Consider the following 26,347-nt stretch of genomic DNA (forward strand, 5'->3'; position numbering starts at 1 on the left):
TCATCCTTGCCTTAAGCTTCTTCAATACAAATAGCGATGTCTTTTACTTCGTAAATGCGAAGGCCATCTTTACTTAGGTTGGCATCACCAATAATGACTTTTTTGCCATTTTCATCTTTCACCTCAGTAATGTGCACATCCAGCGACATTTGTTTGTTGAGTGGGTTGATTTGACCACGGTATTTCCATTTCACTTCCGATTGGATTTGACCAAATTTTGGTGAGCGGAAACCTGCGCCTAGGTCTTTATTTAACGCGTAGGTTTGCATTAGCTCGATAATGGCTTCCACGCCCAGTGAGCCTGGCATTACAGGATCTTGATGGAAGTGGAATTGGAAGAACCAGTCACTCGGATCAATCGTACGTTCAGCGTATAAGTAACCTAAGCCCGATTTACCGCCATCATCAACAATTTCTACTTTATCAATGAAGTTCAAACGGCCACCAGCAAGCTGGTAATGAGGCTGTGCTTCACCTGTCGCAGAAACTGGCGCGTTAAAGTAACGGCTGGTTTTATCAAGTAGGTTAATGGTGTGATCGGCAGAGCGGTTGTGTTCTACGTGCCATGGTTGGGTAACTTTACCGTTGTCTAGGCCAAGTTGATCTTTTAATGCCTCGCCTTTGAAGTAACCAAATACAGCGGTACCTTCATAGAAAGGAACACCATCGGTACTTAGTTCAAAACTGAAGCTTTGAATAATGTTCGTGCCAGCCATAACCGTTGACAGTAGGCGAGAATCGTTAACGATGGTTTTACCGCGTAAGTCCACATTACGAAGCATTTTTCCGCTGCCATCCAGATTACGGAAAAACAGCTCTTGGCCTGGGAAGCCTAACGTTGTGCCCATGTAACCCGAAATAAAGCCATTGGGTTGCAGGGATATTTCCATTAATACCGAATAAGGCATTAAGGTATGGTGGCTATTTTCATCAAAGTACCATGCGTTCTCTGGTACTTCGTATTCAGCAATACACGATGACGGTGTTTTAAAGTCACCACGGGTACCGTTTACTTCAATAACACGAGTCGTTAGCTGCAGATCGCCACATGGAGTGCGTGGTGGGATCATACCGCGATAAATTGCAAAGTCAGGGCCGAAGCAGTTTTCGATATCACCCGTAGCAAATTCAAACATGTGATAAGGCGTGAAAGGAACCGTATCTGGAGTTCTATTTGGGTAATCTGGTGTGTGTGGCGCTTCAACGTGCTGTAGCGGGATCACACCTTTGTTGGTTGGGGTGTTTAAATCTGGGATCTGCGCCATGAGCGGGGCATTAGCCGACGCTGATTTATCCACGATCTGGGCTGTCGGTGCCGTTTGTTGAGACTGTTCAAGAAGCGGGTAGCGAGTACATTCGTCTTCTTCTTTGATCATCACACCTAAATTTTGGAAATCCACCACGACTTTACCGTTAAGTAAGATATCAATGTTGGCTTTAGCGTAAGGGCGTGGGCTAAAGCCAATTTCCGTTACTTCCATGCGATAAGTTAAGGTTGCTGATTGTGGAATAACTTGACCACGGCACCGAACTTTTTGTGGTGCGTTTTCTAATGGTTGGAAGCGACCATTTTGTACTTGTGTGTGCATGCCAAGGTGCAGCATGAAAAATTGCAGTAACTGACCACACCCTTCTGCCATGAGTGAGCCTGCCATTACAGAGTCATCTTTGAAGTGACATGGGAAGTACCAATGTTCAGGCTCTAGTTGTTTATGGCCTTCAACAAAGCCAAGTCCCCAAGCTCCGCCATGTGGATCTAGTTGGCTGACTTGCTCAATCATCATGAATTTTTCAGAGCTGAAACACAATGATGGTTGATTGTTGCTGACTTGGTGGCTTTCGCCAAAACAGCCTGCAATATCAGCGTGCAATAAGTGATGGATCTCTGGGTAGCTAAATTGCGTTTTCGGGCAATGAAGTAGTGGTTCGAAGCGTTGTTTAACGGCAGCATTTCGGGCATCGATTTCATCGTCAGTGCGGATAACACCTTTGCCGTCTGCCAGCTCTTCATCAGTGAAGAAACCCGCACAGCCGTTGTCCATTTTCAGGATCATTTTATCGCCGACGAAACATTCGTACGAGAAGAAGAACAGCAGTGTGTCACCATTACGGGCGAAGTTATTAATCGAAATATCGTAACGAAGCGTATCGCCACCACGTGGCAAATCACCAAGGAAAGTCAGTGTACAATCCAGTAGGCGATAAACGCGCTCACCTTTGTTTTCAAAGTCGATGCCTAAGTAGCTGATCAGCATTAAATCACACTGACCGGACTCAACGGCTACCGCCCAAGGGATTTGACCATCAACAAGGTATGGCGCATCCACAGGGATGTCGTACTCAGTGGTCATTGTGCTTGGTTTGTATTCCAGCATGGTGGCATCAAGTTTGGTTACGCGAGATACCAATAGGTAATCGGTAGTTGGCAACCTTACGCGGCGAGAGTAATTATCAATGATGGCGTAATCTGGGCCAAATACGTTGGCAATGTCGCCTTCTGCGTATTCGACTAAATCATGATAGTCCCAAATGCATGGTTTTTGCTCTGGCACTGGCGGCGTGTAACCAGATACGGCTGTATGGTTTGGAGCCACAGGAGCAGCCATGCTTGCGGTTGCTTGAGCGACGGCAGATTGCACAGAAAGTTGAGGGCTTTGAGGCTGTACTTGGAAAGTGAGTGGTTCAGATTGACCTGTTAGGGCACTTAATTGCGATTTTAGCAGCGCATCGGCCACTTTTAGCCCCTGTTCGCGACTTTCTAAAAAGGCTTTATGAGCTTGTTGAGCCAGAAGTTGATTATGTTGGAATGCACTCATGGTTGTGCCTTTTGGTAATGTTATGGATGCGGTGGCCGGTTCAACTACGGATTCGTGAGTTGTTGGCGCACTATTATTCGGTAAGACTGTATTGGATAAGGCTTTGGTCATGTCCGTTTGAATACCTGTCGTTAACGCTTTTTGAGGAGCGACTTGCTTAACTTGCGGCGCATAGGAGATTTTGGTTGCTTGTGCGCTGGCCGCTTTTTTAATGATGCTGTTTATTTCTGGTAATTCAGCAGTCACGATGTGTTGGTAAATATCACGCCCGCCAAGTGTTACTTGCTTAACCAGCTGGCGTTTAGAGTCCGCTTTTAGTTCTGCCGAAAGGCGTGCAGAGAGCGCTTGTTTCTCTGTTGGGTTTTGGGTCAATAGCAGTTGCGAGCACTGATTTTCACTGATATTAGCAACAACAGCCGCCTGAGTTTCTTGGGATTGACGGTTCGTGTTATTCAGACCAAGCAGAGCGTGCAGGGTACTTGCCATGCCGGAGGCAGAAAAACAGTGACCGAGGCGTTGATTGGCTTCGCGCTTAACGGCGTTGGCAAAAGGAAGTGCTAATGCGTTGTTTTGATTTTCTGGAGCTTGGTTTAATTCTAATAAGCTGATTGCGCTGGCTGCTAACCCGGATTGAGTCAGAAGCTTATCCGCGACACGGTTGGCCTGTGTGATGGAGCCAAACTCAATGGCTGATAGTTCACCATAACTGGTGTTCAGTGCAGGAAAGGCTTTATCTTGCAGAACCATAGCACCAGCACCTTCGCCGACTTTCCAGCCGTTATCTGAGACTTTAGAAGCAACAGGGTTTATGCTGTTTTTCAAGATCACTTGTTCAGCACTGCCGCTGAGATCGACGGCAGCAATGACTACGGCATCGAGTGATTCTTGGCTCATTAAGTTTTGGGCAACGTCCACACAGCGAGTAACAGATTGTTCGGCTGCTGAAATGGTGAAAGCGGGGCCATTAAAGTCCCACAGTGAAGCAATACGCGATGCCATGATGTTGCCAATGAAGCTGGTGTACTGGTTGAGCTTGGCAGCATCGAGCACACTGTCCATGGCGATGGCTTCCAGTGCTTGGTATTCACTGTCGCTCAGCTCCACACCCATGTTTTTTAGACTATCAGCCAGCTGGGTATGTAAGTTTACGCGTCCACGGAATTGATGCAGTTCGAGCTCGGTTTCCATCGCAACCAGAACGGCTACTTTGCTGCCTGCTTGCAGTTTGGCGTCACGAATGGCTTCATCTGCCACTTTCATTAATAAAAGTTGCTGGGAAATGAGGCGATCATCTTCGTTTGGCGGCACTTTAAAGCGCAGGAAATCCAGTTCAAATTGGTCAATATAGGCACCGTGAGGAACCGTATTCAGGCCAAATTTACGGAGTAATTCAGGGTGCTGGTCTAGGCCTTTCCAGCGTTTTGGCGGCAGTGTACCAAAAGCGTTCTGATCGTGCTTAATCGCGTTATTTAGTGCATTAATGCTGTTTAATGAACCAAAGTGTGAGGCTAAACCAGTCACTTTTAGTTGTGGTAATGCGATATTAAGTTCTGCTGGTGGCGTACCTGCACGCTGGGTTTGATAAGATTCCAACAGCAAATGCGCATTACAACCACCAAAACCAAATACAGACACACCAGCGTGGCGTTTATCGTTCCCCGCCTTTACTGGCCACGGCTGAACTTCGGTTGGTAACGTATGGCGGCCAAACAGCTCATTTGGAGAGCTAAGTGGGGTAGAAAGGTTGATACTTGGTGGTAATCGACCTTCTTTCATAGCAAAGATCATCTTCATGATCCCCGGCATGCCCGCCGCTGTTAGCAAGTGACCTAGGTTTGATTTGGCCGAACCAATAAGAGGGGCTGCTGTGCCATTGAGTTTATCGGCAAAGAAGTTCTCCATGGATGTCAGTTCGACTTTATCACCTAAAGGCGTTCCTGTTGCGTGACATTCAATCACTTCAATACTGTCTGGAGTAATGTCAGTGGCTTCGTATGCTCGCTCAAACGCTTGAACTTGCCCTTTGCTGTTTGGGCTTAGAACAAATTGGCCACGGCCATCGTTAGATAAGCCAATACCGCTGACTACCGCATAAATATGGTCGCCATCACGTTCGGCATCTTCTAGACGTTTTAGCACCAATACGCCAGCACCTTCACCAGCAAATAAGCCTTTACTGTTGTTATCAAATGGAACCGATACACCGTGATCTGGGTAGGCGTGGAAGATAGAAAAGCCCATATTGATGAAGAACGGATCCGCACCGGATACGGCACCTGCCAGCATCATGTCTGCTTTGCCCGTATTTAAATAATCACAAGCCAGTTTTAATGAGTAGACAGAGCTTGCACAAGCCGCATCTAGGCTGATTTGAGCGCTGCCAAGGCCAAGTGCATCGGCCACTACTTTTGAGCTGTTGTGAGCGGCAGCTCCATTTGCGGTAGTGGTTTGAGTAAATGTATGTGCAGGGTCTTGGTTTTGTGGGTAGTTAAACGGGCGTAGGCTGAAATTTTGGTTTTCCAGCTTTGTTTGCAATGCTTTTTCAACTGCAGAGTGATACAGCGGCAAAAATAAGTCATTTGAACGCGCGGTTGGGAATGAGAGTGTTCCCATGATCACACCAGTACGTTCAAGTCGCTCTGAATCCAGAGCAACACCTGCATCAGCTAAGGCTTTACGGCTGGTATCTAGCGCCCAAAGGAAACTGTCATCAAGCCCTTCAAGTCTTTCTGCTGGTAAACGGTAGCCGCTAGCATCGAACTGAAAGTTTTTAATATAGCCGCCTTTATCGCAGTAAAAACGGTCGGACTCACCTTGTTTGCCTTGATATGCTTCTGGATTTTCAGCCAGTTTCTCAGGGCTAAGTGTTGAGCGTGAATCTTTTTTATCCAGCAGGTTTTGCCAGAAGCCTTGCGGTGTATCTGCATCAGGGTACTGATTTGCAAGGCCAACAATGGCTATTTTTGTCCGGTTACGAGAACTCATACCGGCTCTCCTTTTAAAATAGGTTCTGGTGATGTCGTTGGCTGAACAGAGGATTGCGCTAATCCTGATAACAACGGTTCAATAGACAGCGGTACACGGTGGCTGATTAATTGGCCAATACATTTGAGTAGGGCGGTGACATCGTCTGAGCCTTTGGCATTGACGGCTACAGTACAGTTTTGGTTGCTGACGTTGTCGGCACGATTGATTTTGTCGATGAGCGTACTGGTTTGTCGGTCGGCACCCACTTCCACAAACAAGTTTGCACCCTGGCTACGGGCATTTTGAATGAGAGCGGTGAAATCCAGCGTGGCGCAAAACGTATCGGCAATGGAATCTGCAATGCTTTGGCTATCTAGCTTAATTGGGCTATTAGGGTTTTTTGGCAAATTGCTGGCCGCGCTGATGAACGAGATATGCTCAGGCAGAATGTCGCACAGGGGCTGGTGGTAAAACTCCACTACTTCTGCGTGCTGACTGTGAGCAGGTTCCGTGTGCATGGCTGTCACTCGGTTGGCTGCAATACCGCGTTTGCCAAGGACTTTTAATAATGCACGACACTCGTTTTCACAGCCTGCGATAACACAGGTGTCCCCTTGAATGATAGCCAAATACACATGAGAAAAATCAGGAAGCAATGCTTCAATGGCTTGTGAATCACTACGAACCACAAAGCTGTTCCACTGAATATCTTCATCATCTTTTAGCTGCCACACTTCACGTACCGCGGTGAGTTCACCAGAGATAGCGGTGGTGAAGATAGGACTGGTTTGCGTCGCTTTAATTAGTGCGTGCGGGTCTTGCCATACGCCTAGGCTTGCCCACATAGAGGCTTCCCCTTTTGAATACCCTAAAGCAAAATTCGGTTGAACTTTAAACTCTTCACACAAAAGTTTTGTGAGTAAATAGCTGCTGCCTACCCCAGCAATTGCTAGTTGGCTTAAGCTCATGCTGGCAGCGTCTTCACCGTAAATATGTTCTGCTTGTAATACCGTTTTTAGGCTTCCTTGGCGTTCAAGTCGTGCGTATAGATCAGGGAAGTATTGATGAAGCTGATTAAGCATGCCGCCATAAACGGTCCCCACGCCTGGGTAAACAAACGTGAGTCCTGTTTTTCCTAATGCTGCTTTATTGTTGAGCACAGGAGAGAAACAGCTACCCGCTGGGGTTTTATAGTGAGTACCTTCAGCAAATACTTTCGGTAATGCAGTACTGATGGCGGAGATCTCTTGTTTCAGTGCCTCTACAGAAGCGGCTTGCAGCACGATAGCTTGCTTGGCTTCTGGATTGTAGTTACTCAGGTTTTTAGCCATTAGAGTAACCGGGCATTGGTTTTCTAATGTTTTGGTGAGTTCTGACAGTTGGCTCTGTAGCTGAACGTCATCATTACCTGAGATGATGAAAAACAAGCGATCGTTTGAAAGCAGTGATTTAGGGGCTGGTGATCCTGTGCCTTGGGTTAAGATCAAGCTGTTCGGCTGATGATCTTTGCCAGTAAAGCTTAGACTCGCGACTCGTGCTTGATGGGGTTCAGTAAACCAGTAGTGGCTTTTTTCTACTGGGTTACCCTTAGAGTCAACGTTGCTTTGTTTAAAAGTACGACGAGAAAGATCATCAACCAGCTCACATAGATCAACAAACTTTTGCGATGGTGTTAATGAGTCTACGCTTTTTTTGACACTGAGATCGGAGCCTTTTCTTCTGGCTTGAGAAAGCGCACGTTTACCACTTTCTTCAATAGTGGCGTCTTCCTGATAGGAGAATCCCGCTAAGTAACCGTGTGGATGTAACTTGTGTTGAGCTGCCGTTAAACCCGCTAATAGAATCAGCGTTGGGGAAGATGAAAATTGTTCGCTGTGCGCATTATGTGCCGTTAAGCGAACAATTTTTCCTTGGTTAACTTCTTCAATGGCAGTGGCAAGGGCTGTTTCAAAGTTATCGTTAATGGATATATCTGCACTAGGCAAAGCCTGAAGCGTTGCGGGTAGCAAATCCGTAGAAAGCCCGGTTGAGTGGGCTAGAAGAGCGATGCGCAATGGCATCGCTTTATTAGAAGAGTCCGTCACTACGACACAGGCTCCTTTGTTGGTTCAGGCTTTACTAAGAAAGCGTCGTTAAGGCTTTTACTAATGGTGACTTTCGCCCCTTTCATTACTGCACTTAAACGACCATCTTGATGGTAAAGCGAGATATTGGCTTGCAGTGAACGCGCTGTGCTTTTAATAACTTCAAGCTCTAGCCAGCCTTTGTCACCGGTGGTAAATGGTTCATAGGAAATGAACTCATTGATCGCCGATGGTAGGCTTGCCGCCCCGTATTTTAAGCGTGCCCAAACGAGCATGGCTTGCAATAGGTAGTCTTCCGCAAATGGTTGACAGCCACCCGTGTGCTCTGTGGCAGCAAAAGTGCCGCAGTCTTCACTGTTAATGGCTGGCAACTGGCATTGGGCCAATAGTCCTTGATCATCAAAGCGCTGGACGTTTTGAATCCCTTGTAAGCGTGGACCATGGAACAAGGTGCCGTTGCTATAAAGTTCACTGCTTGTCGTTACAATGTCACTCTTATTTGCAGAAACAAACGTTTTTTCTGGTTCAGCAGTAGCAAGTTCATTGATCAGAGCTGCTTGATACTGAGGGCGGCCTTGGCAGCTAATAAGGGCTTTAATGTTGCCTTTATTATCTGGCGTTAAGGTTAAGCTCAGCGCTTGCACTGCATCGGTTTCAAAAATCACGCCTTTGAATAGCTTGTAGTTGCGAACGATAACGCTCGCACCTACTAACTGCTCTGCGGTTTCACGCATCCACTGTAGCGCACAGACTGTCGGTAACACTGGGTTACCGGCAATGCAGTGATCTGCTAAGAATGGCAGCGTTTTTGGGTCAAGATTACGAGTAACAGTAACAGCGTTTACCAGCGGACTCTGTGCACCATGCATAGACTCCGCATTAGGCTTTTTTATAGCGCTCTCCTCGTTGTTCTGACCTTGCATCGATGTGCCGATCAGAAGCTGAATGCCTGTTTCACCCAATAGTTGAGTGCTGAACAGCTCTGCACCCGCTTGTAGAGGGATCACATACACGCCACGCTCAGTGAACATTTTTTTAAGGGCAGGGTTAACCATACCGCCATCCCAAGGGCCCCAGTTAAAGCTCATGACTTTTGCTTGTGGGTAACGAGCTGAAAATTGCAATGCCGCTTTGTTCAAGATCTCGTTAGACATTGAGTAGTCACTTTGGCCTGTGTTGCCGTAAAAACCCGCTGCCGACGAGAACATAGCGACCAGTTTCAGTTTGCTGCAATCAAGGCCAGTCAGTACCGCTTCTAAACCGCCGACTTTAGTGCCATAAACCAGGTTTAACTCATCTAAGGTTTTATCTTGAATGTGTTTATCGGCAAGAACGCCAGCACCGTGAATCAGGCCTGTGATGTTGCCAATAGCATTCAGCTCTTTTGCTACAGATTCTGTGCCTGTCACGTCTAAGCTAATGTATTCAGCACTTGCACCAACTGTTGCAAATGCAGCCAGAGCGGTATTAATTTCAATGCTGCTTAGTACTGGTTTTAGTAAGGCGTCCACTTTCTTTGGTGTTGGCTTGTCGCCTGTTGCTTGAAGATGAGCGATTGCTGCTGGTTTTAGCTGGTTCTCTTCTTTACCTTGTGCCCACTGTGGCAGCTCGTTGGCTGTGATGTGTTTGCTACGGCCAGCAAGAATGAAGTGTGATTGGCACTGTTTTGCTAGTGTTAAGGCACATTCAAATGTTACGCCTTTTGCGCCACCAGTAACCAAAATCTTATCTTCTTTTGCTAGGTTAGCGGCTTTGTGTTTCGTTGATGCTTCGCCAGCAATCAATGTTGCACGGCCAGCTTCGCTGATACCGACTTCTGTGTATTGAGTGTCAATATCAAACAGTTCAGCGGTAATAGCTTCTGCTAGGTGACGAGCATCGACAGCAGGTGCAATGTCAAGGGCGCGACAGTACACATTTGCCCACTCGTGGCTTAATGTTTTTGTCAGGCCTGATAGTGCTGCTTGGTTTAGCTCTGCGTTTAATAGCTGTGAAGATTCAAGGTAACCAAAACCACCATCGATACGGCTTACTGTTAGGTAGCAGTGACGATTAGTGTGTTTGTTGGCGGTGTTAGTTAGCTGCGACTTAAGTAGCTTCGCCCATAAGAAGGCTTGTTCTAGGCTTTCTTTGGCTTCTGAACTTAGCACTACGCCATTGTCATTTTGAGCGGCATGTTGAGGCTGAAGGTGGATAAAACCATTGATCTCGCCATGTTGCTTTTCAATGTCAGTGATTAGAGTTTGAACACTGTCTTGATCGGTTTTTGCCAATTGGTAGCTAGCAATATCACTGCTTAGCGGTGATTGTGCTTGCTCAAGAGTTGCTGGGCTGCGAACAACCGCCACTTTAAGGCCGTGAGTGGTCAGTTTTTCTGCTAATACACCCGCGTTATGGCCATCATCAGTAATTACGATACAAGCATTTTTTGCAAAGCAGTCGGCCAGCTTATCTGCCGCTGGTAACTTTTTTAGCGCTACCTCACTGTGAGGAGGAAGTTCTACATTCGCTTTAGCTGTTACTGCTGGTATTTCATTAACGGCTGTTGACGTGTTCTGTGCTGCTGAGCTTGAAAGCTTGCTTTGCATGTAAGTGACGATTTCACCCAGTGTGCGACACTCTGCTAAATCTTCTGGGTTTAGCTCAGGAAGCGCAGGCAGTTGGGCTTGCACTGTTCCTAAAATCTCAACACGTTTAATGGAGTCGATACCTAAATCGGCTTCCATGTCCATAGCGAGATCAAGCATTTCTGCTGGGTAACCTGTTTTGTCTGCTACTACATCAAGCATGGTGCTTTGAACGTGCGCGGCATTTAACCCGCTGTCGTTTGATGTCGCCGGGGCTGCTTCAGAAACTGCGGTAGCAGGAGCAACCACGGCTGCTTGTGCTGGCAATTTACTGTTCATGTAATCAACGATTTCGCCAAGAGTACGGCACTCAGCTAAATCTTCAGGGTTTAGGTCTGGAAGGGTAGGCAGTTGGTCTTGCACTGTTCCTAAAATCTCAACACGCTTGATAGAGTCGATACCTAAATCGGCTTCCATGTCCATGGCAAGATCCAACATTTCTGTTGGGTAGCCCGTTTTGTCTGCGACTACATCCAGCATAGTGAGTTGAACTTGTGCGGCGTCTAGACCGCCAGTGCTTTCTGCTGCTGTTGTCGTTACTGCTGTTGTTACAGGAGCAGCAACGGCTGTTTGAGCGGGCAGCTTGCTATTCATGTAATCAACGATTTCGCCAAGAGTACGACACTCAGCTAAATCTTCAGGGTTTAGTTCAGGAAGCGTTGGCAGTTGGTCTTGCACTGTTCCTAAGATTTCAACACGTTTAATCGAGTCGATACCTAAATCGGCTTCCATGTCCATGGCAAGATCCAGCATTTCTGTTGGGTAGCCTGTTTTGTCTGCAACTACATCAAGCATGGTGCTTTGAACTTGTGCTGCATCTAGACCGCCAGTTGCAACTGGAGCAGCAGCAGGGCTTGCTGTTACCGCGCCTTGTGCTGGCAATTTACTGTTCATGTAAGCAACGATTTCACCAAGAGTACGACACTCAGCGAGATCTTCAGGGTTCAGTTCAGGCAGGGTTGGGAGTTGGTCTTGAACTGTTCCTAAAATCTCAACACGCTTGATAGAATCGATACCTAAATCCGCTTCCATGTCCATCTCAAGATCTAACATCTCGGTAGGGTAGCCCGTTTTATCAGCGACAACTTCAAGCATGGTGTTTTGAACTTGTGCTGCGTCTAGACCGCCAGTTGGTGCTGGAGCTGCGGCAACCTGTGCTTCAGCAGAAGCTTGAGTTGGTTGTTGGCTACCTAGCTGATTGTTCATGTAAGTCACGATTTCGCCAAGTGTACGACACTCCGCCAAATCTTCAGGGCTAAGCTCTGGTAGGTTCGGCAATTGCTCTTGTACGCTACCTAGGATCTCAACACGCTTGATAGAATCGATGCCTAGATCGGCTTCCATGTCCATCTCAAGATCTAACATCTCAGTTGGGTAGCCCGTTTTGTCTGCAACCACCTCAAGCATGACTTTCTCAGCACTTTCAGTTTGAACTGCCACTTGAGCACTAGGTTGTGCAACTGGTGCTGTCGTCACTGATGTTGTGGCCACAGGGGCTGGTGTTTGTACTGGTGCAGCTTGTTGAGCGACTTCTTTAACAGGAGTCGGTGCTTTTACTGGCGCTGGTGCTTTAACCGCAATTGGTGTTGCCGTCGCCTGAACGATCGGTGCTGAAATCGCCACTGGCGCAGATGACAGCATGCCTAATGCCGATTGATTGTTTACGGTCTGCTGTTCAAGGTAAGACGTGTGCGCTTTTAGAGTTTCAGACTGGTGTTGGTGGAACATGTCCATTGAGCGTTGAAGGCTCTCTGGAATAGCAACACCTGCGTTAGCCATTTTCGCTTGTTCTGCCATTAATGCCGAGAACGTTTCACCGTATTGTTGCGGAATCGCAAGGAACTGTTGGTGAACTTCCGCTGCGTGTTGTTGTGCAGCAAAGAAAGCCGTTAATGAATCTTCACTGACAGAAGCTTGCACTGTCGGTTGAGTTATGGTGTTTTGAACGGGTGCGTCTACCATAGCTGGTGCTTGAGCGGTTGCTGTTTGGGTAGCTTCTGGCGTAGCAACAGCGACAGGTACTTCGCGGATTTCGGTTTTAATCACTTCTTTTTCCACTTCGACAATTTTTTCAACGACGGTTTCAACAATTTCAGTCTGCTTGCTTACCGTGCCCGCTTCTAACGACTTGGCCATTTTGGTACGAGTTGCAGGGCTGATGTAGTTGGTAGCATGCAGCTTAATGTTCATTGGTGAACTTGGCGCTGGTGGCGCAATTTCAGCTTGGTATGGGTCAATTGAATCCAGTGTGATGCCAGCAACGGCCAGTTGAACCGATGCTAAGCGAAGCTGTTGGTCGGCACAGCCTTTAGGGCTTGGATTCAGGCTGATGGTGAGCAGTTCATCTGCCTTATCTGTGAGTGTTTTTTCAACCAGTTTTTGTAGGATGTTTTTAGGGCCAAATTCTACAAAGACACGTGCACCTGCGTTGTACATGGCTTCCAGTTGGTCGCTAAAACGAACCGACTGTAACATGTGCTGCTTGAATGCTTTTTTGATGGCTTTGCCGTCGTTCTTGTAAAGCTCACCTGTTGCGTTTGAGTACAGTGGGTACTTAGGTGCACTGAATGAGGCTTTATCAATGGCTGTCGCAAATGGTTTTTGCGCGTGAGCAACCAACGGTGTGTGGAATGCGCCAGAAACAGGCAGAGCAATGGCTTTAAAGCCTTGAGCTTCTAGTGCTTTCGCTGCTTTTTGGGCATTGTCAGTTGGACCAGCAATGACCAGTTGAGTTGGTGAGTTATAGTTGGCAACTAACACCCCTTCAAATTGGCTAATGCCTTCTTCTACTTTTTTAACATCATCGCCAGATTGGGTGATCACCGCGTACATGGTGCCGCTGTCGCCTTGTTCTGGTTTAGTTGCCATGGCATGGCCACGCTCAAACGCTAATCTGTAGTAATCATCTTGTGAGATCACGCCAGAGGCATACAGTGCGCTCAGTTCACCAAAGCTGTGACCTGCCACCATATCTGGTGTGAAACCAGCGTTGGTTAATAGTGCGTATTGACTCATGGAAAGAGCACCGATGGCACTTTGTGCATTGGCGGTATTAGTGAGTTGAGCTTCTTGAGCGCTGATGTGTTCTTTATTGAATGCAGGGATTGGGAACAAGACTTGAGATAATGGTGTTTTATTATTTTCACCAAATACCTTATCGGCCTTGATCAGTTGCTCACGAGCTTCTGGGTAATGACACGCTAATTCACGGCCCATGTTCAAATATTGTGAACCTTGGCCTGCAAATAGAGCGGCGACTTTTGTCTCACCGTTTACTAGCCCTGAGTCACGGTAGCTAATGCCATTTGGTAGCTGCCAGCTTGTTTTATTGTTGCTCTCAAGGGTTGAAATAGCTTGAGAGAGCTGAGTTTTTAACTCGCCTAATGATGTCGCGACTAAGCCAAGACGCGCATGGCCACTATCAAGGTCGCGTAAGCCGTGAGCATCTGCCAGAGCCGTTAGGTCGGTTGCGTTAGCCGCAATGTCTTTTAGGTTTGCAATGAGTTCACTGCGAGATGTTGCGCTAAATAACAGTGTTTGTGGGACTTGGCGTTGGCGGTATTTATCACCACGTTGGTGCTCTGGTTTGTATTCTTCTAAAACGACGTGGAAGTTTGTGCCGCCAAAACCGAATGAGCTGATACCAGCACGGCGTGGTGTGCCATCTACACGAGGCATCCATGGGCGAGTTTCAGTATTCAAATAGAAAGGTGAATTTTCAATATCCAGCTTTGGATTTGGCTCAGACACATTAATGGTTGGTGGTAGCACTTTATGGTGCAGTGCTAAAGCCGCTTTGATTAGGCCAGCAGTACCAGCGGTGGATTTAGTATGGCCCACCTGAGATTTCACAGAGCCAAGTGCAATGTGTTGTTTTTCATCGTTGTTTTGGCTAAATACGGAATTTAGGCCTTTAAACTCAGCAACGTCACCCGCAGCTGTTCCCGTGCCGTGTGCTTCTAATAATCCTAGTGTGTGCGGAGCAAAACCTGCGTCGTCATAGGCGCGCTCTAACGCTTTAGCTTGGCCTTCAGGGCGCGGAGCATAAATACTCTTAAACTTACCGTCTGAGGATGCACCCACACCTTTGATTACTGAGTAGATACGGTCGCCATCGCGCTCGGCATCTTCAAGGCGCTTTAGCATCACCATGCCAATGCCTTCACCGATCATCATGCCTTTTGAATCAATATCAAATGGCTGGATGGTTTCATTGGTGGTAAACGCCGGTGTTTTAGAGAAACTCATGTACATGGTTGGTGAGTTATCCGTACACACGCCACCTGTGATCATCATTTCGCTGCGACCTTCCACCAGCTCGCTAAGGGCCATGCGTAGGGCGGCTAAAGAGCCAGCACACGCCGCATCAACCACACAGTTAATTCCGCCTAAATCAAAACGGTTAGCAATACGGCCAGCAATCACGTTGCCCAATGAGCCTGGGAATGAGTTTTCTTCCCAGTGAATGTATTGATCTTGAAATTTTTTGATCAGCATTTCGCTGTCTTCGTCGTTAATGCCACTGTTTTTAAATACTTTTTTAAGCACAGGGTATTGAAGACGAGAGTTTAGGCTTTGGCTGATTTTTTGTCCGCCACCCACACCTAGTGTGATACCAATTTTATCTTTGTCGTAACCTTCAGGTAAGTTCGCGTCGGCCAGTACTTCTTTCGCCACGATCAAAGACAACAGCTGTGAAGTATCGGTTAACTCAAGAATGTTCGGCGGCAGGCCAAACTCCATTGGGTTAAAGTCTACTTCAGGCATAAACCCGCCACGCTTACAGTAAGACTTATCCGCAGCACTTTTGTCTGCATCGTAATAATCTTCTGTTTTCCAATGCGTATCGGGAATGTCGGTAATGGCATCAATTTTTTCACTGATCAGATCCCAAAACTTATTTAAGTAACGGGAGTTAGCAAAAATACTGGCCATACCAACAATGGCGATAGGCATATCTTTAAGGCGTTTGTTTAGTCGCTTATCTTCCTGCGACTCTGGGGTTGGTTTTGGGTTTTGGCTCATCATGAGTCTCCACTGGACGCCCGCACATCGGGTGTCTTAATTTCGGGTAAGGCTTTTTCTTGATTGGAGCGATGACTTGAGCCTGCTCCGGGAAAACGCTGTAGAAAAGTTTGGTAGTTACGGGCAAGTAACTTTCGTAAATGAAAGGGCCCGTATTTGAGTACATAAGTCATGTAGCGGTTGGCTGCGTGTGTGTCGCCATCTTGGTAAATATCTACATAGACCCAGCCGCTACTTGGGTCCATACCAATCAGAACAGAGCTAGATGCGTTTTCATCCAGCTTTGGTGGAATAGAAACAGATTCAACTTGCACTACGGTGGTATTGTCTTGATTAGGCAGAGCTAGAGTCGCGGCGAGCGTTTCTGTATTTAGGGTATAAGTGGCTGCGTCACTGTCATGTGAAATAAGCAGTTGGTTAAAGTGTTTTTCATCGTGGCTGCTGCTGCCACGAATGCCATCTAACCGTGACACTCCATAGCGTTTTAAGCAGCGTGCTAAACCCGATCGAGAAACATTCGGATTAATGAATGTTTGGGTGACATGAAGTAATCGGTCTAAGGGGATTTTTAATTGATCCCGTAAACCAACCACCACGTACTCTTCAATGGGAGACAGAGTCGTATTTAGGTGATGCGGGGTATTAGACGCATCGGTAATGGAGTTTCGTTTACGCCATTTTCGAACCGTAGATTCACTGATCTTTAACTGTTTAGCCAATTGGCTGACACTCAGAGTTGAGTTTTGAATTAACCGTCTCATTTCTGGTGTTGTTGTGGCATTCCTGTGCCTTTTATTCAAAGGAATACTCCCTTCCCATTGACTACTAATATACAACCAATTTGTGTAATGGCTGAGCAGACTACCTGAGGTATTTAGTCGATACAATCACCTGGGACAGGGGTAAAAGCTCATCAGAACAGTTATTTTTATAAAATGAAAAACTAATGTTGAAAACAAGAGAGCTAAGTTGATGATTTGCATGTAAATCACTGATTTTATTAGAATATTTACTCTATTTTTTATTTCTGTGTGAGGTGGCGCACACTTTTTGAATTTACTTCATATGGGGGGATGTCACTCAGGTGGGCTGAGCACTTTATTAATGAAATTAAGGTTGTTTTTTAAAACATAAAAGCCCCACAATAGCCGCCATTAATCACTGCTATTTAGAGTTATTTTGAACATGAATTCGGTTCAACTTTGGTTTGCTTCTTTATTGTTTACTGAAAGGGATTTAGCACAATTAGAAAGCCGTCGTTGGTGGCTATCTGATGATGAATTAGTCAAAGTTGAGCGTTATCGTAAAGCTGAGGATCGACAGAAAGCGCTGTTTGTTCGATGTTGTTTAAGAGCTGTTTTGTCACATTACTTTCCATTGCCGCCTAATGAATGGAAATTTGAATATGGTGATAAAGGCAAGCCACGGTTGTGCCATACACAGAGATTGAGTTCGGGGATTGAATTTAATATCAGCCACAGTGGGGAGCATTTGGTCATTGCAGTGATGAAAAAAAATCATGCGGATGATGTGATTGAATTAGGCGTTGATATTGAAAGAAGCCGCTCAGATATTCAAATTGCTTCTATTCTTCCTCATCATTTTACTTTATTTGAGCACTCAGAATTACAGGCCTTACCGAGCGAGCAACAACGGCAACGCTTTTTCGATTTATGGGTACTAAAAGAGTCTTATATCAAAGCGAAAGGGCTGGGTTTAGCTTTGTCCTTAAAGTCGTTTGGTTTTGATTTGGTGTCGATGGTTCCAGAGCACTTATTAGTTGAAGGATCAGACATTTATTTAGAGTGCTACAGAGGAATTCAGTTACAGTTACTCGCTCCTTCGCAAGATGGATCTGAGTGGAATGTGTTTTTTGGCCGAATAGATGATCACTACCGATTTGCCGTGAGCCTTAATGGTGTTGGTGGGATAATTTCAATGGAAGCGAGATTATTTGAGTTGTGGTCATCACCTTTTGGGTGAGTACTTTCAGTTATGGCTATGTCTATTTTTGTGATCTTTGTGGAGAGCTTTTCGCTGAATCGCGGTTATTGAGTGATATATTAAATGCGAACTGTATGACACATAAAATGGAAAGGTAGTTAAACCATGCCAACAAAAGATCCTAATTCATTGGATAGAATAGATATAGAGATTCTGCGGGTACTGCAAAAACAGGGACGAATGCCCATTGTTGAATTGGCCAAATTAGTGAATTTAACCACAACGCCATGTTCTGATCGGGTAAAGCGATTGGAAAAAGAGGGCTTTATTGCGGGTTACCATGCGGAGCTATGCCCTGATAAGTTAGGCTTTGAAGTTCAGGTTTTCATTCATATTCGCCTCGATCAATCGAATTTTTCCATCTTTGATAAGTTTGCCAAAGCGGCAGAGCTGATGCCTGAAATTGAAGAATGCTATTCTCTTTCTGGTGATTTTGACACCATGATCAAAGTACGAGTTAAAAACATGCGTGAATACCAAAAATTCATGTCTGCTAAGTTAGGCTCGTTACCTGGAATTATTCAAACTCGCAGTGAAGTAGTGATTGCGGAACATAAAAAATCGACAGGGCTTGATCCGGACTTAATTGCGTTACCATAATTGAGAGCCCGCGAAATTAGCCATTAGTGAGGTAAATAGCTCTTACTAATTAACATCAGAGTCAGTAGAATGAGCGGTCATTCTGTTTTTTGGATCTGACTCTATGAGTGCCTCCACATCTTCATCTGTTGCTGAACATCGTCGTTTATCGCGTCAACTCTTTTCTATGACTTGGCCGATGATGTTTGGCATCTTATCGTTAATGAGCTTTCAACTGGTAGACAGTGCTTTTATTGGTCAGCTTGGGGTATTACCGCTTGCTGCACAAGGATTTACCCTGCCAATGCAAATGGTGGTAATCGGTCTGCAAGTTGGGCTTGGCATTGCCACCACCTCTTTGATTTCACGCGTGCTTGGCTCCGGTGAAATACAGCGAGCTCAGCAATTAGGAGGGCTTGTGGTGATCACCGGAGCTGTGGCGATTTTTATTTTGTCATGGTTGATTTGGTTACTAAGAGGGCCAATTTTATTGCTGCTTGGCGCGCCTGAGAATGTAGCCCCTGTGATTGATGACTATTGGCCTGTGTGGTTGGCAAGTGCGTGGACAGGAGCAATGTTGTATTTCGCTTATAGCCTGTGCCGTGCCAATGGTAATACCATGTTACCCGGTAGCATGATGGTGGTTACGAGTCTTCTTAATATGGCGTTTGATCCGCTATTTATTTTTACCTTAGATATGGGGTTACAAGGTGCTGCTTGGGCAACTATTGCTGCGTTTGGTATTGGCATGTTGGTGGTGTATCCCTTAGTCCTGAAAAGGCAGTGGATGACACTAAACTGGCAAGGTTTAGATATTGTCCCCTCCATTAAAGAGCTTGGTCATATTATGGCACCTGCTATGTTGAGCCAGCTGCTTCCGCCAATTTCTTCTATGCTTGCGACAAAGCTGGTGGCGGGGTTTGGTGCCACTGCTGTAGCAGCTTGGGCATTAGGCTCGCGAGTGGAGTTCTTTTCGATTGTGGTTGTGTTGGCGATGACCATGTCGATGCCACCCATGATCGGCCGTATGTTAGGTGCAAAAGAGATCGGCAGTATTCGTACATTGGTGAATATTGCGGTGAAATTTATTTTGTTATTTCAGTTAACTATTGCGGCGATTTTGTTTGTGTTAGCCAACCCTATTGCCAATTTACTGAGCAGTGAAGCCTCTGTGAGTGAAGTATTTTCCATGCATTTAGTTTGGATTCCATTTAGCTTAGGGCCATTAGGTGTGTGTATGCTAATGGTGTCGGTATGTAATGCATTGGCATTGCCGATGAGGGCGCTGTGGATCTCCAGTTTGCGCTTATTTGTGTGCTTTTTACCGATGATTTGGTTAGGAACACAGCTGTTTGGTTTGCAAGGCATTTTTATTGGTGCGACGTTAGGAAATATTGCCGCCGGCATTATGGCTTGGCTGCTGTATCAAAAGGCCATGCAGGCCACTCAAACTTCAGCTATGGTGACAGAGAAATAGCCAACTCTTCATAAGTTGAGTATGCTTCTGCGCAGTTATGGTTTAAAAATGCCTTGTTTAGTGATCTAAATAAGGCATTTTTTATTGCCTGAATTACACCTTGTTACTCAAGAAAAACACATATAATGGCATGATCAGCTGAGTTTTATTCGTTTCAGTTGTTGCGCAATTTAGTTGTGCGCTATATAGTGGCAATTAAAATACTATCAAGGAACGAATAAGATGAGCGAATTTCACCAATTTTCCATGACTACCCTACAAAATAAACCGCTAAATTTTTCTGACTTTGAAGGAAAAGTCGTTTTGGTGGTGAATACAGCCAGTAAATGTGGCTTTACCCCACAATACGAAGGCTTACAACAACTGCATAAAAAATATGCCGACCAAGGGCTGGTGATTGTAGGGTGCCCTTGTAATCAGTTTGGTAATCAAGAGCCGGGCAGTGCCAGTGATATTCAGGGAGAATGTTTGATCAATTATGGTGTCGATTTCACCATAAGCGAAAAAATAGAAGTGAATGGGGAAGGCAGTCATCCTGTATTTGCTTACTTAAAGCAGCAGTTACCCGGTATGCTAGGTAATCGTATTAAATGGAATTTTACCAAATTTTTAGTGGGCAAAGATGGTAGTCCAATTAAGCGTTTTGCACCAATGACCAAACCTGAGGCATTGGAAAAACACATTCAGAAAGCGTTAGGGCAATAAGACGGTTTTAAAGTGACGAGCGGGTTTATTCATCGTTGCCAAAAATATCGCGAGAGTAAACCTTATCTAGGACATCATGCAGCTCTGTGGTAATGCGGTTAGATACAATGACATCAACGTGCGATTTAAACTGGGCTAAATCTGTTGTAACGCTTGAGCCATAAAACGTATCGTTATTGAGTAATGGTTCATAGACTAGGATCTCAATCCCTTTGGCTTTAAGCCTTCTCATGATGCCCTGAATGGAAGAGGCTCGGAAGTTATCTGAGTCCGCTTTCATTATTAATCGATAGATGCCAACTGTGTTTGGTTTACGTTTTAGGATTGAGTTTGTGACGAAGTCTTTACGCGTTTTATTTGTATCCACAATGGCTTGGATTAAATTATTTGGCACATCTTGGTAGTTTGCTAATATCTGTTTTGTGTCTTTGGGTAAGCAATATCCGCCATAACCAAACGAGGGATTGTTGTAATGCGTTCCGATACGTGGGTCTAAACATACCCCGGAAATAATTTGCTTGGTATCGAGGTTATGGCTTTCGGCGTAGGAATCGAGCTCATTGAAAAAGGCAACACGCATAGCAAGGTAGGTGTTCGAGAACAGTTTCACCGCTTCGGCTTCAGTTGAATCGGTTAGAATTACTTCAATATCCTGCTTTATCGCCGCAGATTGCATTATCTCGGCAAATTCATGGGCTCTTTGACTACGCTCACCCACAATAATTCTTGAAGGGTATAAGTTATCGTACAGTGCTTTCCCTTCACGTAAAAACTCAGGTGAGAACATGAGACTATGGCAATTGAATTCTTGTTTGGTTTGATGGGTAAATCCAACGGGAACGGTTGATTTAATGACGATATGAGCTGTAGGGTTTATTGCTAGTACATCTTGAATGACGGATGTGACACTTGAGGTATCAAAACAATTGGTGTCGGTATCGTAGTTGGTTGGCGTGGCAACAATGACATAATCCGCGTCTTGATAAGCGTGTTGTTTGTTGGTGGTGGCTTGTAGTGTCAGTGGCTTGTTTGCTAAATAGTGTTCAATATCGTTATCTTTTATTGGGCATAAGTCATTGGCCAATAGCTCGATACGGTCTTGAGCAATGTCGTATACTGTGACTTTGTTTTTCTGCGCCAAAAGTACAGCATTAGATAATCCAACATAACCTGTACCCACAATCGTTATATTCATGTTTTCTCACTCAGTTTTTATGACAGTGTTTGTATCACGACACAAACAGAAGTGCGTTTCATTTAAAGTTGTTTTTAAGGCGTTTATTTCTACTACCTTAACTGCTGTGATTAATGTTAATCGACTTATGTTGCAGAATTTTGTGAGTAAAAAAATCTGTGGTTTTCTCGGTCACTTTTAGTGGGAATGAAAAGTTGCGGGTTAACCTAGTTAAGGAGGTTTTGCTAACGAGAACGCAGTAGGGTGAAAAAGAGCATGTACTATGATTAATAGATAATAACAACAAACACAGTAGGCTAAAGCGAGTTTGAGAATATATTAACCATAGGGATGCGCTATGTGGCTAAATCTCATGAAGTTCGTACTTTGCGGGTGTTTTCTGTTTTGGACTACAGCTGGATCTTCTCGAGTATTGCAATTAGTTACTTTGGAATACCCGCCATATGAATACCAAGAAGATCAGAAAGTTAAAGGTATTGCGGTTGATATTATAAGAGAAGCATTTCGACGTTTATCCCAGCCTATTGAGATAAAAATTCTGCCTTGGCCTCGGGCAATCAGTTATATTGAAAATGGTAAAGCAGACGCGATTTTTACTGCATTCAAAAACCCTCACCGTGAAACCTTTGCCGATTATTCAAACGAAGTGCTGTTTCCTCAGACCATTTCTCTTTTTGTTCGCGCCAATTCAAGCATCGTGTATGACGGTCAGCTCAGCAGCTTACAGCCTTATTCTGTCAGTGTTACGAATCAAGTCAGTTATGGTCAGCGCTTTGATACGGCAGTCAAAGAAGGCGTATTAACGAAAATTAAAATTAATAATTCAGGTAAACAGAGTGCAAAAATGTTGTTGGCTCGACGAGTGGATATCTGGATCAGTAACAAATATGGCGCTTTACATATTGCGAATCAGTTAAATCAATTGGAAAAAATTCGAGTTTTAGAACCCGATATACAAAGTGTACCTAGTTACATTGCTTTTTCTAAAAAGCGAAATTTAACACACGTGAGAGATAAGCTTGATGTGGTGTTAAAAGCCATGAAGGAAGATGGTAGCTACGAGCGAATAATTAATAGCTATTTTTTAATAAAGCGGTAAGTTTCTTATTCGTTGTTTTAGATCAATGACTTACTAATATTACTGTGATCGTATTATTTGGTTATTAATTCTAATTTTAAATATTAAATAAGTCCTGTTAACTATTTATAAGTATAAAACTGGTATCAATATCTAATATTTTTTATATATTAGGTTTAATTAACTATTTAGAATTCTTTTTTCTACTTAGATCTCAGGTTGGTGAAATGATCGGTGTTATGGTGCGCGAGCATTAACTCTAATTCATTCATAAACAAAAGAGATTGGTTATGTGGAATAAACTGAATAAATCAATGATGTTCTGCCAGATGATGTTTGGCTTATCGTTTTATGGTGTGATGGTTATCTTGACCCGTTTCTTCTTAGAAGATCTGCAATACAGTGAAGCAGATACGATGATGGTTGTCGGGGCTTTTTCATCAATAGGGCCATTGTTTGCTATTGCGGGTGGCTTTATTGCTGATAAATTTTTGGGTGCATATCGTTCATTGACTATCAGTTACGCTGGTTTTACGAGTGGTTATGTTCTTTTAGTTCTGGGGGCATCCACAACGAATATTCCGCTCAGCCTTGTTGGTATTGCCTTAGCGAGTTATGCACGAGGATTAATGTCTCCATCTTATCCAAGCCTTTATAAACGCACCTTTGCAACAGAAGAAGATTTTGAAAATGGCTTTCCAGTTAACTATTCCGTTAACAATGTGGGGGCACTATTGGGACAGTACCTGTTCCCTATGTTTGTGCTTGTGATTGGCTTTAACGGTAGTTTTATGTTATCGATGGGCATGGCATGTGCTGCATTGATTGTTTTAATTTCGTTTCGTAAGCAATTACTGACGGTTGGGGCTGAGATTGATAAAAAGCCAGTGAGTGCGAAAAATTGGTCTATTTTCGTGGCGATCTCCATTGCCATGATTGGTTTGGTATTTTTCATGTTCTCGAATATGGAAATTGGTAAAAACATTGTTTATGCCATTGGTATTGCAGCGATTGGTTACTTCATCACATTGATGTTTAAGGCGAAAAAGTCAGATGCGTTGAAAATGGGTACTATCTTGATTATGACGGTACTCACCACGGCTTTTTTTGTTTATTACGGGCAGATGATGACGTCTATGACCATGGTGACCATAAATACCATGCGTGGTGATTTATTCGGCATTATTCCTATTGTTCCTGAAGCTTCAATGGCCATGAATCCACTGTGGTGTATTGTGGCAGGGCCTGTGATTGCTATGACATTTTCTTCATTAGAAAAACGAAACATTAATTTTTCTACGGCGACTAAAGTGGGTTTTGCGTTTATCTTTACCGCCATTGCATTTGGTATTTTGACTGCTGCCGTTATGATGATTGGTCCTGATGTGGTTATTCGTCCTGAAGTGTTTTTAGCGATTCATTTTTTCCAAGCGTTTGCAGAAGTGATTGTGGGCAGTTTGGTGGTGGCGTTCATTCTTTCAGTGGCACCTAAGCATATTGAGAATTTTTCCGTTAGCTTATTTTCGGTAGCGATAGCACTGAGCGGTATTGTTGGTGCGGTATTCTCGACTTCTATTGCCTTAGAGAAAGGACAGGAAATTACACAAGACATCGTGAAAACCGTTTATGGTGGCTATTTTAGTACGTTGACCATCTTGGCGGTTGTTATGGTTATAGTGGCATTTATTGCCTCGTTTGTTATTCGTAAAATGCTCGCGAGCAGTGAAGCATCGTCTGACATGGTGCTCTCGCAAGCGGAAAGCTAAATGGATGAGTCTTTTTTGAGGTGTCGCCACGTCTTTTCCACAGGGGTGCTATGTTTAAAGAAGGATTAGCCACGAGGGGAACTCGCATGGAATTGACAAACGAAAAAGGCGAAACCACCCGGTTAGCCGACGACCTTACTCTGAAAGAAATGGTCGATATGGGCTTTATGGTAGAGCTCACAGATAACGAGTCCGATAGCAACGAGCATTGGCAAACAAGGCAAGAAAAAGAATAGCTATAAACCCCGATATGTAAAATGTCGGGGTTTTTTTATGGCTTTATAAATGATTGTTTTCATTGTGTTATAGGTCACAAAATACATACTAATAATGCCGAGTCAGCTTGTTATTATCAGATAGCTTCTACACTAACTAAATATCAATAATAAGTAAGGAGAGGGAGCTTGAAAACTCAAGTGCTGACAGCAGAGCAAGCCGCAGAATGGGTTCAGGATGGGGCAGAAATTTTCTTAGGTGGGTTTATTGGTTCCGTTGTTGCTGAGTCGCTGGCTAGAGCGACGGCTGAACGCTTTATCGCAACCGGACACCCCAAAAACCTTAGTGTGGTTTTTGCAGCAGGGCAAGGGAATGGCACAGGAAAAGCCGCCAACCATTTTGCACACCCGGGAATGTTAAAGCGTGTGATTGGTGGCCATTGGGGGCTTGTTCCTGAATTACAAAAAATGGCATTGGCTAATCAAATTGAAGCTTATAACTTACCTCAAGGGGTGATTTCTCATCTGTTGCGTGATTCTGCAGCAGGTAAGCCGGGTACGCTCTCTCATGTGGGGTTAGGAACTTTTGTTGATCCTCGGTTCGAAGGCGGGAAAATCAATGAAGTGTCTCGTGAAGATATTGTCAGTGTGATGGAAATAGAGGGCACGGAATATCTGTTTTACAAAAAGCTGAATGTGGATGTGGCTTTTTTACGCGGCACAACTGCTGATGAAAATGGCAATATAACCATGGAAGATGAGTGTTTAATTGTTGAAAACTTAGCAGCAGCACAAGCCGTGAAAAACAATGGCGGTAAAGTGATTGTACAAGTTAAGCAGTTGGCAAAAAATGGTGAACTTGACCCACATGCTGTCAAAATTCCAGGGATTTTGGTAGATGCCGTGGTGATTGCTCACGGTTCTAAAGAGCACATGCAGACTTTCGGCGAGTCATATAACGAATCTTATGTTGGGATTGGCGATAGGGACGAACACCAGCATGTTCAACGTGAATTGGACGACAAAAAGGTGATTGCACGCCGAGCTGCCATGTTCTTACAAAAGGGGGCAATTCTAAACTTAGGTATTGGGGCTCCTGAAGTTATTTCTAACGTGGCAGAAGAAGAAGGTGTTTTGGATCAACTGGTATTAACGGTTGAACCTGGTGGTATTGGTGGGGCCCCTGCGGGTGGTCTGAGCTTTGGTGCATCAGCATTTCCTGAAGCAATAATCAGCCAAGATCAGCAGTTCGATTTTTATGATGGTGGTGGATTAGATCAAGCCTTCTTAGGGCTAGCTGAATGTGATGAAGCTGGGAATATTAATGTTTCTCGTTTTGGTGATAGCATTTGTGGCTGTGGTGGGTTTATTAATATTACTCAGAATGCCAAACAAGTTTTTTTCTGCGGCACTTTTACTGCGGGAGAACAAAACATTGAAGTCATTGATGGTCGATTAGTGATTCATAAAGATGGTGATAGATGTAAATTTATTGAGCAAGTACAACAAATTACATTCAGCGGAAAAGTTGCACTTGAGCGTAATAAGCCTGTTTTTTACATTACTGAACGAGCGGTTTTCAAGTTGACAGAAAAAGGACTCACATTGATTGAGATTGCGCCGGGGGTGGATTTAGAAAGAGATATTTTAGCAAAAATGTCGTTTACTCCTCAGTTTGAATTACCAATCCCAGTGATGGATGAGCGCATATTTTCTGAATGTACTATGGAATTAGAATTGCGAGCCGTAGAATAATGAAACACGCTTTTTGAGATTAGTACGTTTTAGAGCAGTAAGTAGGCCCGCAAT

At 44.6% G+C, this 26,347-nt stretch carries 13 protein-coding genes; 8 read left to right on the top strand and 5 right to left on the bottom strand.

The window, feature by feature from the left end; all coding sequences use genetic code 11:
* Window positions 1–11 precede the first annotated feature (11 nt).
* Genes MHO82_RS10440 through MHO82_RS10455 form a run of 4 tightly spaced genes read right to left on the bottom strand, consistent with a single transcriptional unit; the run spans window position 12 to window position 16,319 of the window.
* The gene (locus MHO82_RS10440) at window positions 12–5,801 is read right to left on the bottom strand and encodes a beta-ketoacyl synthase N-terminal-like domain-containing protein (protein ID WP_239183884.1); all 5,790 of its coding nucleotides are present in this window, start codon (window positions 5,799–5,801) and stop codon (window positions 12–14) included.
* A complete protein-coding gene (locus MHO82_RS10445) occupies window positions 5,798–7,867 on the bottom strand; it encodes a PfaB family protein (protein WP_239183885.1) in 2,070 nt (689 codons plus the stop codon). The genes MHO82_RS10440 and MHO82_RS10445 overlap by 4 nt, the downstream gene beginning before the upstream one ends.
* Complete coding sequence (locus MHO82_RS10450; RefSeq protein WP_239183935.1) at window positions 7,867–15,519, bottom strand: type I polyketide synthase; 7,653 nt, start codon at window positions 15,517–15,519, stop codon at window positions 7,867–7,869. Before MHO82_RS10450 ends, MHO82_RS10445 begins: the two co-directional genes overlap by 1 nt.
* Window positions 15,519–16,319, bottom strand: a complete 801-nt coding sequence (locus tag MHO82_RS10455) for a hypothetical protein (RefSeq protein ID WP_239183886.1) — start codon at window positions 16,317–16,319, stop codon at window positions 15,519–15,521. The genes MHO82_RS10450 and MHO82_RS10455 overlap by 1 nt, the downstream gene beginning before the upstream one ends.
* Window positions 16,320–16,704: 385 nt before the next feature.
* On the opposite strand from MHO82_RS10455, the gene MHO82_RS10460 reads away from it, so the two are divergent.
* From MHO82_RS10460 to MHO82_RS10475, 4 genes are all read left to right on the top strand, one after another.
* Window positions 16,705–17,502 carry a 4'-phosphopantetheinyl transferase superfamily protein gene (locus MHO82_RS10460; protein ID WP_239183887.1) on the top strand — a complete coding sequence of 266 codons (798 nt, stop codon included), beginning with the start codon at window positions 16,705–16,707 and terminating at the stop codon, window positions 17,500–17,502.
* 126 nt (window positions 17,503–17,628) lie between these two features.
* A complete protein-coding gene (locus MHO82_RS10465; protein WP_239183888.1) occupies window positions 17,629–18,123 on the top strand; it encodes an Lrp/AsnC ligand binding domain-containing protein in 495 nt (164 codons plus the stop codon).
* Window positions 18,124–18,226: 103 nt separating this feature from the next.
* On the top strand, window positions 18,227–19,579 hold the full coding sequence (locus tag MHO82_RS10470; RefSeq protein WP_239183889.1) for an MATE family efflux transporter: 1,353 nt from the start codon (window positions 18,227–18,229) through the stop codon (window positions 19,577–19,579).
* A 222-nt stretch (window positions 19,580–19,801) separates the two neighbouring features.
* A complete protein-coding gene (locus MHO82_RS10475; RefSeq protein ID WP_239183890.1) occupies window positions 19,802–20,284 on the top strand; it encodes a glutathione peroxidase in 483 nt (160 codons plus the stop codon).
* A 25-nt stretch (window positions 20,285–20,309) separates the two neighbouring features.
* Here MHO82_RS10475 and MHO82_RS10480 read toward each other — a convergent pair whose 3' ends face one another.
* Complete coding sequence (locus MHO82_RS10480; RefSeq protein WP_239183891.1) at window positions 20,310–21,479, bottom strand: nucleotide sugar dehydrogenase; 1,170 nt, start codon at window positions 21,477–21,479, stop codon at window positions 20,310–20,312.
* Between the two features lie 337 nt (window positions 21,480–21,816).
* On the opposite strand from MHO82_RS10480, the gene MHO82_RS10485 reads away from it, so the two are divergent.
* The 4 genes from MHO82_RS10485 to MHO82_RS10500 all read left to right on the top strand — a co-directional run bounded on the left by MHO82_RS10485 (window position 21,817) and on the right by MHO82_RS10500 (window position 26,293).
* A complete protein-coding gene (locus MHO82_RS10485; protein ID WP_239183892.1) occupies window positions 21,817–22,578 on the top strand; it encodes a transporter substrate-binding domain-containing protein in 762 nt (253 codons plus the stop codon).
* Between the two features lie 269 nt (window positions 22,579–22,847).
* The gene (locus MHO82_RS10490) at window positions 22,848–24,323 is read left to right on the top strand and encodes an MFS transporter (RefSeq protein ID WP_239183893.1); all 1,476 of its coding nucleotides are present in this window, start codon (window positions 22,848–22,850) and stop codon (window positions 24,321–24,323) included.
* An 86-nt stretch (window positions 24,324–24,409) separates the two neighbouring features.
* The gene (locus MHO82_RS10495) at window positions 24,410–24,559 is read left to right on the top strand and encodes a hypothetical protein (protein ID WP_239183894.1); all 150 of its coding nucleotides are present in this window, start codon (window positions 24,410–24,412) and stop codon (window positions 24,557–24,559) included.
* Window positions 24,560–24,727: 168 nt separating this feature from the next.
* A complete protein-coding gene (locus tag MHO82_RS10500; protein WP_239183895.1) occupies window positions 24,728–26,293 on the top strand; it encodes a CoA-transferase in 1,566 nt (521 codons plus the stop codon).
* The last annotated feature ends 54 nt before the right edge of the window (window positions 26,294–26,347 follow it).

Origin of the sequence: Vibrio sp. Of7-15, from assembly GCF_022347565.1 — a bacterium.
Lineage (GTDB): Bacteria > Pseudomonadota > Gammaproteobacteria > Enterobacterales > Vibrionaceae > NORP241.

Bases quoted from the DNA above. Each gene is read 5' to 3' on its own strand.
- MHO82_RS10440 (WP_239183884.1), bottom strand. From the start codon at position 5,801: ATGAGTTCTCGTAACCGGACAAAAATAGCCATTGTTGGCCTTGCAAAT.
- MHO82_RS10450 (WP_239183935.1), bottom strand. From the start codon at position 15,519: ATGAGCCAAAACCCAAAACCAACCCCAGAGTCGCAGGAAGATAAGCGA.
- MHO82_RS10460 (WP_239183887.1), top strand. From the start codon at position 16,705: ATGAATTCGGTTCAACTTTGGTTTGCTTCTTTATTGTTTACTGAAAGG.
- MHO82_RS10465 (WP_239183888.1), top strand. From the start codon at position 17,629: ATGCCAACAAAAGATCCTAATTCATTGGATAGAATAGATATAGAGATT.
- MHO82_RS10470 (WP_239183889.1), top strand. From the start codon at position 18,227: ATGAGTGCCTCCACATCTTCATCTGTTGCTGAACATCGTCGTTTATCG.
- MHO82_RS10475 (WP_239183890.1), top strand. From the start codon at position 19,802: ATGAGCGAATTTCACCAATTTTCCATGACTACCCTACAAAATAAACCG.
- MHO82_RS10480 (WP_239183891.1), bottom strand. From the start codon at position 21,479: ATGAATATAACGATTGTGGGTACAGGTTATGTTGGATTATCTAATGCT.
- MHO82_RS10485 (WP_239183892.1), top strand. From the start codon at position 21,817: ATGTGGCTAAATCTCATGAAGTTCGTACTTTGCGGGTGTTTTCTGTTT.
- MHO82_RS10490 (WP_239183893.1), top strand. From the start codon at position 22,848: ATGTGGAATAAACTGAATAAATCAATGATGTTCTGCCAGATGATGTTT.
- MHO82_RS10495 (WP_239183894.1), top strand. From the start codon at position 24,410: ATGGAATTGACAAACGAAAAAGGCGAAACCACCCGGTTAGCCGACGAC.